Below are 13,847 nucleotides of genomic sequence, written 5' to 3' on the forward strand. Positions count from 1 at the left end.
TGAGATTATCACTACAATTTCAGATAGTTAAAAGGCGTTTTTTACCCGCCTCCCGCCGGATCACGACACATTCGCGTTAACCTTTCACCGCCCCGGCCTTCTGGCAAAATTGGCGCAAATCGGCCTTCATTGGCACCTTTTGGAAATTTCCCCCGAAGCGAAAAGACATCGCGCTAAACTGTAAAGGGAATCACCAAAAGGAGTCCCGCCATCCGCGCTGTCGTGATCCTGCTCGGCATCCTTCTTGCCCAAACTGCCGGTGCGCAGACCCGCACGCCGAGTCATTGTCTCGCCTTTGCCGATAGCGGCCCGCCAATACAACGCGCCGCGTTGACCTACGATCAGGTGCAGATCAGTTATGCCGATCATTCCATGTATGTGATTGATACTTATGGCGGTTTGCGGGTGGTCACGGATTACAACGGATATATCGGGCAAACTGGAAAAGTCCCTGACGTGGTGACGATGAACAAGGGGCACTCCAGCCATTATACCAGCCATCCCGATCCGCAGATCCCCCATGTTTTGCGGGGCTGGGACCCCAAAGGCGGCGTGGCGGATCATGAACTCGATCTGGGCGAGATGCTGATCCGCAATGTCACAACCGACATTCGCAGCGTTTACAGCGGGCAGGAACCGGACGGCAATTCTATCTTTATCTTTGAGGTCGCAGGTCTGTGCATCGGGCATCTGGGCCATCTCCACCACATCCCCACGGATGAACAATTCGCCCGCATCGGGCGGCTTGATGTGGTTATGGCGGCGGTAGATGGCAGTATGACGCTGGATTTGCCCTCTATGGTGGCGCTGCTGAAGCGGTTACGGGCCTCGGTGGTTTTGCCGATGCACTGGTTCGGCCGTTCTACGCTGGACCGTTTTGTGGCCGGAATGCGCGATTCCTTTGACATCCAGACCTTGCCGGACAGCAGCTTTGTGATCAGTCAGGATCTTCTGCCGAGCCGCCCCACAGTGATGATCGTGCCGCCCCGTTTCGTGACCGAATACGAATAGCCCCGCTTGTGTGGCCCCGTGTCATTGGCTAGTCCTTTGCACAACAGGAGCCTGACCATGCTGAACCCCGCCACCCGCACCTTGCAAGAACAACTGAACGCCGAAACCGATGGGCTGGCAGGTCCGGTGCCGCCGGCCTATCTGGAAGAACCCCGTGGCATGATGCAGGGGGTTGGGGGTATTCTGACCCGCCCGCGCAGCGTGGAGGAGGTCTCACGGGTGTTGCGCCTATGCAGTGCGGCCCGCGTCGGTGTTGTGCCTTATGGTGGCGGGACCGGACTCGTCGGGGGACAGGTACTGGCAGAAGGGCCCGCGCCGGTGATCCTGTCGCTGGAGCGGATGAAAGCCCTGCGCCATGTCGATCCGGTGGGCAATACAATCACGGTTGAGGCTGGCATGACACTGGCCGAGGTGCAAGCCGCTGCTGACGATGCAGGCCGGATGTTTCCGCTCTCGCTCGCCTCTGAAGGGTCCTGCCGGATCGGAGGGAACCTTGCGACCAATGCGGGCGGGGTGCAGGTGCTGCGCTATGGAAATACGCGGGAATTGTGCCTCGGGGTGGAGGCTGTGCTACCGGACGGAACCATTCATCACGGGCTGAAACGTTTGCGCAAGGATAACACCGGCTATGACCTGCGCCATCTGCTGATCGGCTCCGAAGGATCGCTCGGGGTGATTACGGCGGCTGTGCTAAAGCTGGTGGCAAAGCCTGTTGAACTGGCCACATGTTTTGCCGTAGTGCCGGACCCGAAATCCGCCGCGCAGCTTCTGGCGCGGATGCAGGGCACGCTCGACGGGCTGGTCAGCGCGTTTGAGCTGGTCCACGGCACCGGATTTGATCTGCTGTCCGAAACCATGCCCGAGATCCGATTGCCCTTTGCAGAACGGTCCGAGTGGATGGTTCTGGCGGAATGCGGCGGCGGAACCGGCAGCGGTGTGGACAGCCGGATGACGGGCGTGCTGGAACAGGCGCTGGAGGACGGTCTGGTAAATGACGTGCTGCTGGCCCAATCCGCAGCGCAGCGGGATGCTTTTTGGAACGTGCGGGAAACCATTCCCGAAGCCAACAAAAGGGTCGGGGCGATTTCCAGTCACGATATTTCCGTGCCGATCGACCGACTGCCTGACTTCATCGCAGAAGGGCAAGAGGCGCTAAAACAGTTCGGTCCTGTTCGGCTTAACAGTTTCGGGCATCTTGGGGATGGCAACCTGCATTACAATGTTTTCCCGCCCGCAGGCGAAGCCAAAGCGGATTGGGCGCATCTTAAACCGCAGGTCATGCGGGTGATCCACGATCTGGTGCAGGCCTATGACGGATCGATCTCGGCAGAGCACGGCATCGGTCGCCTGAAAGCCGCCGATCTGCAACGTTACGGCGATCCCGCGAAACTGGCGGCGATGCGCGGGATCAAACAGGCGATTGATCCCCTTGGCATCATGAATCCGGGTGCGGTGATCAGCGGTTGACCCCTGTCAGAACGGACGGCGATCAATCCCCGTCATAGGCACAAAGAGCTGTGACCGGCACGCCGAGATCGCGCACCACCTGCGCCCCTCCAAGATCGGGCAGGTCAATGATAAACGCCGCATGAACCACCTGCGCGCCCAGCCGCTCTACCAGCTTGATCCCCGCCGCAGCCGTGCCGCCGGTGGCAATCAGATCGTCGATCAACAGCACCTTGTCACCTGATTTCAAAGCATCGTCATGCACTTCAATTGTAGCGGTGCCATATTCCAGCGTGTAATCTTCGGACAGGGTTTTGCCCGGCAGCTTGCCCTTCTTGCGCAACGGTACAAATCCGGTGCCCAGCCGCTCTGCCACAGCGCCGCCGATGATGAAACCGCGGGCTTCAAGTCCAGCCACGGCAGTAATCTCTGTGTCTTTGAACGCCTCGACAATCTGCGTCACCGCCAGCTTTAATCCGTCAGGGTTGCCAAACAGGGTTGTCACATCGCGGAACATTACGCCTTTTTGCGGAAAATCGGGAATGGTGCGGATGTAATCGGTAATGTCGCGGGTCATGGAGAGTCTCTTTCAGGGTGGTATTTCGGGGTGTCACAGAACGCAAAACGGGGACCAGCCCGCCTGTGCGCCTGTAAAAGTGATGGTGTGTGTCGCTTCAATCCTAACGGCTTGCCGCATCAATCAGCCTTTGCAATGCAACGCTGTCCTGCGCATAGGTCAGCGGCCCCATCACAGGCAGTTTTTGCAGGATCGACAGAACAGTGGGCGAGGTGATCGCAACCGTATGACCCAAGGAATCCTCGGAATCATTGATGTCGGTCACATTCACGAATTGCACACCATAACGGCGCAGTATTTCCGTGTCTTTCAACTGTCCGACTCGATTGCTTTGTCCGGTCAGAAAGGCAGAGGCTTTCAGGGCAAGATCCGCCTCGTCTCCGAAAACAACAAAAGGTTTGGGAAGGGGTTTGATCCGGCCAAGCTGCATTTCAAACAGGTTGGTATCAATATCAGGCGAGATCAGCACCACACCGGCCAGCTTGCGCGAGACCTGTGTTTTCCCCTCCAGCGAGATCTGGCGCAGGGTTTCCACCACCAGATTGGACCCGATGGAATGGGCTACGATCACGATCCGTTCATAGGGTTGTGCGGCCAGTATTTCCAGCAGGCGCTGGAACCCGTCGCGGGCAAACAGCACGCTGTCCCGGTCGCGGGTATATTCCAGCGTTTTCTGGGTCGCGGGCCAGGAATAATGCACTGCGGTGCTGGTGCTCTTGAGGTCATGGGACAATTGGGCGAGCCTGTAGGTGCCCTCGGCAAAGGTGATGTTAAAGCCGTGGACGTAAACAATCGCCTCGCGCTTGGCCTTTTGCGCATTCGCCCCCAAAGCCGCGCCAAATTCTTGCGCGGACCTGTAGCGCACGATGTCCCTCGTGGCAAAGTCCGTCGCAGGATCAGCCCCCTTGTCGGGTTTTTCAGGCCATTCGATCCGGCCCGCCTGATGGGTCGGCGGGATGGAAATGTCAAAGCGCGCGAAAGACAGCACAGAGGTGCGCAGGCTGGAAAAGACCAGTTCGCCCTCGGCAGGCTGGCGGGTTGTGGCGATGAAGATATTCTCAATCGCAGCATCGGGGGGCGTGTTTTTCGCCACGGAAATCATGCCCCGCTCCGCACAGGCGCTTAGCAGCAGGGCCAGTATTACCCCGCGCCAGACCAGCACTGCACGCACGCGTCTCATAGAACGCGACCCGCCACCGCGTCGAGCTTGGCTACAAGAGCCGGATCGCGGTCATCAGGGCCGGTCAGGATCGCGAACTCCAGCGCCTTGTCGCACCCGTGGGGGCAATCCTTGCGGGTTGCGCCCAGCAGTTCAGGCAGGCGGGCCACCATGCCCTTGGCCCTTGCAGAGTTTCCCATAAGGGTCGCGATAATCTGCGTCACATCCACTTCGCCGTGGTCGGGATGCCAGCTGTCGTAATCGGTAATCATCGCAACAGAGGCATAGCACAGCTCTGCCTCGCGGGCGAGCTTGGCTTCGGGCATGTTGGTCATGCCGATCACATCGCAGCCCCAGCTTTCACGGTACATGCGGGATTCCGCCAGCGTGGAAAATTGCGGCCCTTCCATCGCAAGATACGTGCCGCCATCATGCACAACGATGCCTTCTGCGCGGGCGGCCTCGACGCAGGCTTTTCCAAGACGGGGGCAGGTGGGATGGGCCACTGAAACATGGGCAACGCATCCGGGACCAAAGAAGGACTTTTCCCGCTGGTAGGTGCGGTCAATGAACTGGTCTACGATCACAAAATCGCCCGGCGCCATTTCATCGCGAAAAGATCCGCAGGCGGAGACAGAGATCACATCCGTTACACCGGCCCGTTTCAACGCGTCGATATTGGCGCGGTAATTGATGCTCGACGGGGTCTGCACATGGCCACGACCGTGGCGGGGCAAAAACACCATCTTCACCCCGTTCAACTGCCCCACCAGCAGATCGTCCGAAGCCTGCCCAAACGGGCTTTCGACGTTGATCCACTGGGGATTTTCCAACCCTTCAATGTCATAAACGCCGCTGCCGCCAATAATTCCGATTACTGTGTCCATCCACACATCCCCCTGTTTGTTGGTCTGCCGCTCTGTGTTTATTTCTGACCGGGCCGGTTCAAAGAGAAAACATCGCGCACCGCAGAATAGTCCCGATAGCCAAGCCGCGCCATCGGCTGGTAGCTGGTTACATCCAGCAGGCCATCCTTGATATGCGCGTCGCGGATGTGGATGCCGACCACCTCGCCCAACACCATAACAGCGCCACCGGGCAGTTCGATTTCCTTGAACAGCTTACATTCCAGCGCCGCCGGTGCCGCCGCTACGAAGGGCGCTTTCACCACATTCGACGCGCCTTTTTCCAGACCGGCAAGATCGAACTCATCCTCATCCGGTGCGTAATGGCCGGACGACAGATTCATCGCATCCTTCAGGTCTTGGGACACGATAGAGACACAGAACTCGCCGGTGTCGCGGATGTTGGTCAGACTGTCCTTTACCTCGTCCCGTCCGATTTTCTCGCCAGTGGTTGAGAACATCACCATCGGCGGATCATCGGCAACCCCGTTGAAAAAGGAATAGGGGGCAAGATTGGCCGTGCCATCGCGGGTCAGCGTCGAAATCCAGCCGATCGGTCTGGGTGAAACAATCGCCTTGAAGGGATTGTGGGGCAGGCCGTGGTCATCATGGCCGGGGCGGTAAAACATTAGCGGTGTCCGGTTTCCAATTGCGTTGCCCCTTTTGTAGCGGTCTGCTATCGCGGGTGCCAGCAGTTTTCCCCGCAACGCTCTGTTGCTCTCAAAGGTTTGACTTACAACGATGTTTCAATTGAGCCCTGAAACAGAAAGCGACCGGGACGAGGTCGAGTTTCTTTACGATCTGTGTTTTGCTCCGGGCCGCGAAGCGCTGAGCTCGTATCGCCTGCGCGAAGGGGTCAGTCCGGTCGCGGGGCTGTGTCTGGTGGCGCGGGACGATTATAATGTGGTTGCAGGGGCGATCCGCTACTGGCCTGTGGTGGTTGGCACGCAACGGCACGCCGCTTTGTTGCTTGGTCCCGTGGCGGTGCACCCGACCTATCAGGGCGAGGGGCTGGGCGGTCTGTTGATCCGCGACAGTCTGGATCGCGCGGTAAATACCGGCTGGGCGCGGGTGATCCTTGTGGGCGATGCGCCGTATTATCGTAAATTCGGCTTTGAAAAGAGCACGACCATGACCTTCCCGCCGCCCACCAACCCTGACCGCCTGCTGTACCTGCCGCTACAGCCCGACGCCTTCATAGGTGTCAAAGGCATGATCGACCGCGCGGCCTGACGCGCAATCAAGTCCATTTTCGCAAAATATCCCGGGGGTCCGGGGGCAGCGCCCCCGGCGGCTTGCGACTTAATGCACCGAAACGATTTTACCCGGATTCATAATGCCGGTCGGATCGAATGTTCTCTTGATATCGGCCATGACCCGCACCGCATCTCCGTGCTCGTCGTCCAGATACTTCATCTTGCCCATGCCGATCCCGTGCTCTCCGGTAACAGTCCCGCCAAGCTCTAACGCCCGCAGGTTCATCCGGTGGGTCAGCTCTTTTGCAAGGGAAAATTCCTCGGCGTTCTGGCGGTCGAACAGGAACAACACATGATAGTTGCCATCCCCCACATGGCCCACAATCGGCGCCTGCCAGCCGTGGGCTTCCACATCTGCAATGGTGTCCTCGATGGCTTGAGCCAGTTTGGAAATCGGCACGCAGACATCGGTGGACAGCCCCTGTGCGCCGGGATGCTGGGATTTCAGGGCGAAATAGGCGTTGTGGCGGGCATGCCAGAGCCTGTTGCGGTCTTCGGCTTTGGTGGCCCATTGAAATCCGCCGCCGCCAAATTCTTCGGCCACTTCTTTCATGCGCTGGACTTCTTCTGCCACGCTGGTTTGCGTGCCGTGGAACTCCATGAACAAATGGGGGCGTTCGCGCATGGTCATGTTGGAATAGGCGTTGATGGCGCGGATGGACAGCGGGTCGATGAACTCCATACGCGCCACCGGCAGCCCCATCTGAACCGCCATAATCACGGCGTTCACAGCACTTGCCGTATCTTCAAATTCGCACACCGCAGCCGAAACCGATTCCGGTTGCCCGTGCAGTTTCAGCGTCACTTCGGTGATAATCCCGAGCGTCCCTTCAGAGCCGATAAACAGCCGCGTCAGATCATAGCCGGCGCTGCTTTTCTTGGCCTTGGAGCCGGTGCGGATGATCCGCCCGTCCGCCAGCACTACCTCCAGCGCCATGACGTTGTCCTTCATCTTGCCATAGCGCACAGTGGTCGTGCCCGATGCGGATGTTGCCGTCATGCCGCCGATGGTGGCATTGGCGCCCGGATCAACCGGAAAGAACAATCCGGTCGCACGCAATTCGGTGTTGAGCGCTTCCCGCGTCATGCCGGGCTGCACCACCGCATAAAGATCCTCTGGCGCAACATGCAGCAGCCTGTCCATCGACCCCAGATTGATGGTCACACCGCCGCGCACCGCCAGCGCATGACCCTCAAGCGAGGTTCCGACCCCCCAAGGCACCACCGGACAGCCGTGTTTGTGGCAGATTTTCATGATCTCGGACACCTCCTGCGTGTCCTTCGGGAAGGCGACAGCCTCGGGCGGGGTGTTTTCAAAATAGCTTTCGTTCTCACCGTGCTGCTGCCGGACGGCCTGTGCGGTGGACAGCCGGTCCCCCAAGAGGGTCTGAAGCTCTGCAATTGCGGTTTGATTGTCGGACATTCGTCTTCCTCCTGATTGAAGCGCAAGGTAAATCCATGTAGGCCAAGTGGAAAGCGCAAAATCCTGTCAGGGTTCAGTCTGCGGAGAAGGAAAATGTCCAGCAATCGCCCCCAGAGAGCCTCGCGGCTGTGGAACCGTGAAGGCATGCCGTCCTTGCGCAAGGACGGGGTGAATTCCCTAATGTTTTGGGGGCTTGCACTGCTGATCGGCTGCGCGGCGGGTTGGGCGACTCTTGGGTTTCGGGTCGGGATTTCGGCGCTGCAAACGTGGATCTATGGTGAAAACGACGTACAGCTCGCCTCGGCAGCCAGCGAGCTGCCGTGGTTCTGGGTGCTGGTGGTGCCGGTGATCGGCGGCCTGATCGTGGGCATCATCCTGCAACGTTATACGCCGGACGGACGGGTGCGCACGGTGGCCCATGCGATTGAGGGCGCGGCGCTGCACAACGGCAAGGTAGAGGGCAAGGCAGGATTGGCCTCGGCCGTGGCGTCTTTCATTACCCTGTCAACAGGGGGTTCTTCGGGGCGGGAAGGGCCGGTGGTCCATCTTGCAGCGGTTATTTCCTCCAAGGTTTCGCGGGTGATCAAGGCCAATGGCATAACGGCGCGGGATCTGTTGGGCTGTGCGGTGGCCAGTGCAGTTGCGGCGTCATTCAACGCGCCGATTGCCGGTACGATTTTTGCTATGGAAGTGGTCCTGCGCCATTACGCGGTGCATTCTTTCGGACCCATCGTGCTGGCCTCGGTGTGTGGTGCCCTGATCAGCCGGTTCGGGTTCGGTGACATCACCGAATTTACCCTGCCGGCCCATGTACTGGAATTTTATGTAGAGCTTCCGGCATTTATCCTGCTTGGGATCGTCTGTGGAATTGTCGCGGTGATCATGATGAAATCCATCTTCCTTGCCGAAGACTGGGGCGATGACTGGCAGCAGCGCTTCCGCATTCCGGGCTGGTTACGTCCGGCAATCGCGGGGTTGGTGCTGGGCGCAATGGCGATCTGGGTGCCCAACATCATCGGCGTCGGATACGAAACAACCTTTCTGGCGCTGACCGGGCAGATCACCTTCTGGGGGGCGATCGGGCTGGCGGTTGTCAAAGTGGCCGCGGTCGCTGTGACGATGGCGGGGCGCATGGGGGGCGGTGCGTTTTCACCGGCGTTGATGCTTGGTGCACTGACAGGTCTGGCCTTTGGCTGGGTGGCAACCGCGATTTTTCCCACGGTTTCAGGGACGCTGTCGCTTTATGCGCTGGCGGGGATGGGGGCGGTCGGGGCGGCGGTGCTGGGCGCACCGATTTCCACAACGCTGATCGTGTTTGAGATGACGGGCGACTGGCAGACAGGACTTGCGGTGATGCTGGCGGTCGGGCTGTCCACAACGGTTGCGGGCAAGTTTGTCGCGCGGTCGTTCTTTCTGGAACAGCTGGAGCGGCGCGGCGTGCGTCTGGCCGCCGGTCCGCAAGCCTACCTGCTGGCAACCCTGCCGGTGGCCGGATTGATGCGGGGGCTGGATCATCCGCGCATGGGCAGCCGCGAGCTGTGCGAGAGCCTGATCGCTGAAGGGGCCTATGTCAACGATACCAGTTCTCTGGAAGCGGCCCTGCCGCTGTTTGACGGGGCAACGCACCAGTTCCTGCCGGTTGTTTCTACCAATGACACAGGAGAAGTCGTTGCCCTGCAAGGCACGCTGTTTCAGGTGGATGCCCTGCGCGCCTACAGTGAAGCGATGGCCGAAACCGTGCGCGAACACCACGCCTGATCCCGACCCGCAACCACGCCGCGCAACCGCGCTCTGATTGGCCTAGCTTACCTGATCAATGGTGATCGTGTCTTTGTCAAAGGCAAGATGTCCGGCAATCTCGGACACGCTGTCCAGCGGGGATTCATAGGACCACGCAACGTTTTCGTCGCGCCGGTTCTTGCCCACCAGATGATAATAGGTCGCATCGCCCTTATGGGGGCAGTGTGTTGTGTCGTCAGACGGGTCGAAAAACACCATTTGCAGATCGTCCCGTGGCACGTAGAGCACAGGCTCCCGGCCGTTTTCCCGCAGTAAAAGCGCGCGGGCTGTGTTACCGATCACGGCACCCTGGGCACGGATGCTCCATTTACCCGGTGCCGGTTCAATCACGATTTCCGGTTCTGTCCCCATAAAATCTCTCCCAGATCTGTCATTCATATAGGTGCCACGGCCCCTTGCCCCCCTGTCCGGTCCGGCAATAAGCGCCGGTCGCGGGGGGCGGGTTTGACCGGCCTGACACTCTGTCTGTATCCGGTCTATCATGGCTTTGTAACGTAGTGTTATACTTCTGCGCAGGCCTGTTCCAGCCAGTTTAGTGTCGCAGGGTCACACCGTGGCGCCAGTTTGTCCAAAACTTCGCCGTGATAGCTGTTCAGCCAGTGCCGTTCCGCAGCACTCAGCAGGTCAACGTCGATCATCTTGCGGTCGATCGGCGCAAAGGTCAGGGTGCGGAAATTCAGCATCTCGCGATCATCGGCGCCCTCCAGCGGCGGGGCTTTTTGCACAACAATCAGGTTCTCGATGCGGATGCCAAAGGCGCCGGGTTTGTAATAGCCGGGTTCGTTCGACAGGATCATGCCCTCTTGCAAAGCCACTTCGGAAGCGCGGGAAATCCGCTGCGGTCCTTCATGCACCGACAGGTAAACGCCAACACCGTGGCCGGTGCCGTGATCGAAATCGAGCCCTGCCTGCCACAGCGCGTTGCGGGCCAGCGCGTCGATGTCCCGTCCGCTGACCCCTTTGGGGAAACGTGCCATAGACAGGGTGATCATCCCCTTCAGAACCAGCGTAAAGGCGCGGATCGCTTCGGGGGGCGGCGTACCGATGGCCAGAGTGCGGGTTATATCCGTGGTCCCGTCGAGATATTGCCCGCCGCTGTCCACCAGCAGCAGGTTGTCAGCTTCGATCTGACGGTTGCTCTGTTCGGTGACGCGGTAGTGCATGATCGCCCCGTTCGACCCTGTGCCGCAGATAGTGTCAAAACTGATGTGGCGTAGCTTTCCGGTTTCTGCGCGGAAGGCTTCCAGTTTTTTCACTACGTCAATTTCGGTCAGCTTGGGGGCGGGGCCGAGGCTGTCGATCCACGCTAGAAAATTACAAATCGCAGCGCCGTCTCGCAGATGGGCCTCTGTGGTGCCGGAGAGTTCCACCTCGTTCTTGCAGGCTTTGGCCAACAGGATCGGATCATCGCCGTAAGCCACCGGTGTTCCGGCCTTTTGCAAGCGCGTATCCAGCCAGACAGGTGCTGTGGATTTATCCACCAGAACGGGGCCATCAAGCCGGTCGATGGCAGCACCGAGTTCAGCAGGATCGGAAATTGTCACGTCATTGCCCAGATGGGCGCGCAGGGTATCGTCCACTTTGGCAGGGTCGATGAACAGTTCTGCGTGGCCCGTATCGTCAAGCGTGGCAAAGGCAAGCGCAACAGGGGTATGTCCCAGGTCGCTGCCCCGCGTGTTCAGCAGCCATGCGATGGAATCCGGTTGCGTCAGCACAGTCGCTTTATGGGCAGACTGGCGCAACGTCTCGGCCATTCTGCCCCGTTTGTCCGCACTGGTTTCGCCAGACAGCGCCAGATCATAGGGTACCATCAGGTCTTTGGGCGGGGCAGGCCGATCCTGCCAGATCACGTCCACCAGATTGTCACAGGGGCGCAGGGTGATGCCACTGCTCTCCAGCCGCGCCTTGGCCGCGTCGATCTCGCCCTTGGTGTGCAACCACGGATCAAAGCCGATAACACTGCCCTTGGGGGCGTTGGCCACCAGCCAGTCGCCGAGCTTGGTCTTTGGCCAGTCCACCGGCGTGAAATGATCCAGATCCACCTGTTCGCGCACCGCCAGACGGTAACGCCCGTCGATGAAAACAGCCGCGCGGTCCTGCAAGGCCACGCAAAAGCCGGCGGATCCGGTAAAGCCTGTCAGCCACGCCAGCCGCATATCCGCTTCGGCCACGTATTCCCCCTGATGGGCATCGGCGCGGGGGATAATAAACCCGTCGAGCGCCCTGTCCTTCAGCACATCGCGCAAGCGGGCCAGCCGTGGTCCGCCGGTTTCCGGTGATGTGGTGGCTTCAAAGCTTTGGAACATGCGTGTCTCTGCCTTTTGAAGTGTGGGGATGCGCAAGGGGGCAGGGGCCTTGTGGCCTCTGCAAAGCGTGCTGTGTCAGGCGCTGCGGCGCAGCACCATTTTCGGGCCGGAATTGCCGGAGGGATCGAACAGTCCGGCCAGTTGTTCGGTGATGGCACCGGCAAGCTGTTCTGCATCGGTGATGGTCACGGCCCGTTCATAGTAGCGGGTCACGTCATGGCCGATGCCGATGGCGATCAGTTCCACCTGTTTGCGCTTCTCGATCATTTCGATCACATCACGCAGGTGTTTTTCCAGATAGCTGGCAGAGTTCACCGACAGGGTGCTGTCATCCACCGGCGCACCATCGGAAATCACCATCAGGATGCGGCGTTGTTCGGGGCGGTTGATCATCCGCTTGTGCGCCCATTCCAGCGCCTCGCCGTCGATGTTTTCCTTCAGCAGCCCTTCTTTCATCATCAGACCCAGATTGGGGCGCGTGCGCCGCCACGGAGCATCGGCCCCTTTGTAGATGATGTGGCGCAGGTCGTTCAGGCGGCCCGGCGTCTGTTCACGCCCGCCCTTAAGCCAGTTCTCACGGCTCTGCCCGCCTTTCCACGCCCGCGTGGTAAAGCCGAGGATTTCGCATTTCACCTGACAGCGTTCCAGCGTACGTGCCAGAACATCCGCACAGATCGCAGCGATGGAAATCGGGCGTCCGCGCATGGAACCGGAGTTGTCCAGCAGCAGCGTAACTACGGTGTCTTTGAATTCCGTGTCGTTTTCCACTTTGAAAGACAGCGGCGTAGTGGGGTTGGAAATCACCCGCGCCAGACGTCCTGCATCCAGAATGCCCTCTTCCATATCAAACTGCCAACTGCGGTTCTGCTGGGCTTGCAGGCGGCGCTGCAGCTTGTTGGCCAGCCGCGAAACCGCCCCTTTCAGCGGATCAAGCTGCTGGTCGAGATAGGCCCGCAGCCGTTCCAGTTCTGCCGGTTCCGCCAGTTCTTCGGCCAGAACCTCTTCGTCGAATTCTGTCGTGTAAACGCGGTAGTTCGGGTCCGCATCGGAATGGGCCGCAGGGGGGGGCGGGTCCAGCGGGGGTTGCCCGTCAGGGGCTTCCATTTCTTCGGCGTCGTCCAATTCGTCCCGTTCCTCCATAGAGGTCTGGGCCTGTTGCTGTTCGTCCGTGGCCTGCTGGTCCTGAGAGGCTTCGCTCTCGTCGTCCTCGTCAGACTGGTCGCCGCTGTCGGTATCGGGATTTTCGTCTTCCTGATTGTCCTCTTCGGCCTCGTCCTGACGGTCGGGGTTTTCCTCGTCCGGATCCTCACCCAACTGTTCGCCGTAGCCCAGATCTTCAATCATCTGGCGGGCGAATTTGGAGAAGGCGACCTGATCGTCCAGTACTTCTTCCAGATTGCCGAGCGTGTCGGCGGCTTGGGATTCAATAAACCCGCGCCACAGCTCCATCACATGGGCCGCAGCAGGGGGCAGATCGCGCCCCGTTGCCAGATGGCGTACCAGATAGCCCGCAGCCGTGGCCAGCGGCGCACCGGCGGCATCCTGTATCTGGGCAAATCCCATCTTGGCAGCTTCATTGCTGATTTTGGCGTCGATGTTTCCAGCCGTGCCCGGCATGGCCCGCGCGCCCATCGCTTCACAGCGGGCGGTTTCCATCGCCTCATAGAGCGAGCGCGCCATTTCGCCCTGCGGCGCATAGCGGTTGTGGGTCGCTTCATTGTGGTAGCGAAGCCGCATCGCATAGGCATCCGCTGTGCCACGGGCCAACAGAACCTCGTCCCGCGTCATCCGCCGCGTCACTTGTGGCAAACGCATGGCGTCATTGGACTGTCCGGGCGGGTCCACCGTATAGGTGACGTTCAGCTCCGGCTCGTTTGCCATCGCCTTGGTCGCCTCGGCCAGCGCCTTTTTGAACGGATCAGCGGGATTGTCGTTTGGTTTGTTCATAGACGTCCCGTCCTTTC

The 13,847-nt window shown here is 59.8% G+C and carries 12 protein-coding genes; 4 read left to right on the plus strand and 8 right to left on the minus strand.

Annotated elements, in window-relative coordinates:
- The first annotated feature begins 222 nt into the window (after positions 1–222).
- Both BFV97_RS12895 and BFV97_RS12900 read left to right on the plus strand, forming a co-directional pair.
- The gene (locus BFV97_RS12895) at positions 223–1,011 is read left to right on the plus strand and encodes an MBL fold metallo-hydrolase (protein WP_342672150.1); all 789 of its coding nucleotides are present in this window, start codon (positions 223–225) and stop codon (positions 1,009–1,011) included.
- A 57-nt stretch (positions 1,012–1,068) separates the two neighbouring features.
- Positions 1,069–2,478: an FAD-binding oxidoreductase gene (locus BFV97_RS12900; RefSeq protein WP_069300798.1), complete on the plus strand. Its 1,410-nt coding sequence runs from the start codon at positions 1,069–1,071 to the stop codon at positions 2,476–2,478.
- A gap of 22 nt (positions 2,479–2,500) precedes the next feature.
- On the opposite strand, the gene BFV97_RS12905 is transcribed toward BFV97_RS12900, so the two are convergent.
- The 4 genes from BFV97_RS12905 to BFV97_RS12920 form a co-directional block, all read right to left on the minus strand.
- Positions 2,501–3,034 (minus strand): adenine phosphoribosyltransferase, encoded by a 534-nt coding sequence (locus tag BFV97_RS12905; protein ID WP_069300799.1) that lies wholly within the window; start codon positions 3,032–3,034, stop codon positions 2,501–2,503.
- A 103-nt stretch (positions 3,035–3,137) separates the two neighbouring features.
- Positions 3,138–4,214 carry an alpha/beta hydrolase gene (locus BFV97_RS12910; RefSeq protein ID WP_069300800.1) on the minus strand — a complete coding sequence of 359 codons (1,077 nt, stop codon included), beginning with the start codon at positions 4,212–4,214 and terminating at the stop codon, positions 3,138–3,140.
- Positions 4,211–5,080: an S-methyl-5'-thioadenosine phosphorylase gene (locus BFV97_RS12915; protein ID WP_069300801.1), complete on the minus strand. Its 870-nt coding sequence runs from the start codon at positions 5,078–5,080 to the stop codon at positions 4,211–4,213. The genes BFV97_RS12910 and BFV97_RS12915 overlap by 4 nt, the downstream gene beginning before the upstream one ends.
- Positions 5,081–5,118: 38 nt before the next feature.
- A complete protein-coding gene (locus tag BFV97_RS12920) occupies positions 5,119–5,727 on the minus strand; it encodes a flavin reductase family protein (RefSeq protein WP_069300802.1) in 609 nt (202 codons plus the stop codon).
- A 112-nt stretch (positions 5,728–5,839) separates the two neighbouring features.
- Between BFV97_RS12920 and BFV97_RS12925 the strand changes: the two genes are divergently transcribed.
- Complete coding sequence (locus BFV97_RS12925; RefSeq protein ID WP_069300803.1) at positions 5,840–6,331, plus strand: GNAT family N-acetyltransferase; 492 nt, start codon at positions 5,840–5,842, stop codon at positions 6,329–6,331.
- Between the two features lie 69 nt (positions 6,332–6,400).
- Here BFV97_RS12925 and BFV97_RS12930 read toward each other — a convergent pair whose 3' ends face one another.
- Positions 6,401–7,777: an FAD-binding oxidoreductase gene (locus BFV97_RS12930; RefSeq protein ID WP_069300804.1), complete on the minus strand. Its 1,377-nt coding sequence runs from the start codon at positions 7,775–7,777 to the stop codon at positions 6,401–6,403.
- A gap of 93 nt (positions 7,778–7,870) precedes the next feature.
- On the opposite strand from BFV97_RS12930, the gene BFV97_RS12935 reads away from it, so the two are divergent.
- Positions 7,871–9,535 (plus strand): chloride channel protein, encoded by a 1,665-nt coding sequence (locus BFV97_RS12935; protein WP_083225635.1) that lies wholly within the window; start codon positions 7,871–7,873, stop codon positions 9,533–9,535.
- A 42-nt stretch (positions 9,536–9,577) separates the two neighbouring features.
- Here BFV97_RS12935 and BFV97_RS12940 read toward each other — a convergent pair whose 3' ends face one another.
- From BFV97_RS12940 to cobT, 3 genes are all read right to left on the minus strand, one after another.
- Positions 9,578–9,928, minus strand: a complete 351-nt coding sequence (locus BFV97_RS12940; RefSeq protein ID WP_069300806.1) for a DUF427 domain-containing protein — start codon at positions 9,926–9,928, stop codon at positions 9,578–9,580.
- Positions 9,929–10,077: 149 nt separating this feature from the next.
- A complete protein-coding gene (locus BFV97_RS12945; RefSeq protein WP_069300807.1) occupies positions 10,078–11,883 on the minus strand; it encodes an aminopeptidase P family protein in 1,806 nt (601 codons plus the stop codon).
- Between the two features lie 75 nt (positions 11,884–11,958).
- Positions 11,959–13,830, minus strand: a complete 1,872-nt coding sequence (gene cobT / locus BFV97_RS12950) for a cobaltochelatase subunit CobT (RefSeq protein ID WP_069300808.1) — start codon at positions 13,828–13,830, stop codon at positions 11,959–11,961.
- Positions 13,831–13,847 lie beyond the last annotated feature (17 nt).

It is taken from the genome of Neptunicoccus sediminis, assembly GCF_001719615.1.
In the GTDB taxonomy this organism is placed as follows: Bacteria; Pseudomonadota; Alphaproteobacteria; order Rhodobacterales; family Rhodobacteraceae; genus Amylibacter; species Amylibacter sediminis.

Coding starts and splice junctions, on each gene's coding strand:
- cobT (WP_069300808.1), bottom strand. CDS start 13,830: ATGAACAAACCAAACGACAATCCCGCTGATCCGTTCAAAAAGGCGCTG.
- BFV97_RS12900 (WP_069300798.1), top strand. CDS start 1,069: ATGCTGAACCCCGCCACCCGCACCTTGCAAGAACAACTGAACGCCGAA.
- BFV97_RS12915 (WP_069300801.1), bottom strand. CDS start 5,080: ATGGACACAGTAATCGGAATTATTGGCGGCAGCGGCGTTTATGACATT.
- BFV97_RS12940 (WP_069300806.1), bottom strand. CDS start 9,928: ATGGGGACAGAACCGGAAATCGTGATTGAACCGGCACCGGGTAAATGG.
- BFV97_RS12935 (WP_083225635.1), top strand. CDS start 7,871: ATGTCCAGCAATCGCCCCCAGAGAGCCTCGCGGCTGTGGAACCGTGAA.
- BFV97_RS12930 (WP_069300804.1), bottom strand. CDS start 7,777: ATGTCCGACAATCAAACCGCAATTGCAGAGCTTCAGACCCTCTTGGGG.
- BFV97_RS12920 (WP_069300802.1), bottom strand. CDS start 5,727: ATGTTTTACCGCCCCGGCCATGATGACCACGGCCTGCCCCACAATCCC.
- BFV97_RS12925 (WP_069300803.1), top strand. CDS start 5,840: ATGTTTCAATTGAGCCCTGAAACAGAAAGCGACCGGGACGAGGTCGAG.
- BFV97_RS12905 (WP_069300799.1), bottom strand. CDS start 3,034: ATGACCCGCGACATTACCGATTACATCCGCACCATTCCCGATTTTCCG.
- BFV97_RS12910 (WP_069300800.1), bottom strand. CDS start 4,214: ATGAGACGCGTGCGTGCAGTGCTGGTCTGGCGCGGGGTAATACTGGCC.
- BFV97_RS12945 (WP_069300807.1), bottom strand. CDS start 11,883: ATGTTCCAAAGCTTTGAAGCCACCACATCACCGGAAACCGGCGGACCA.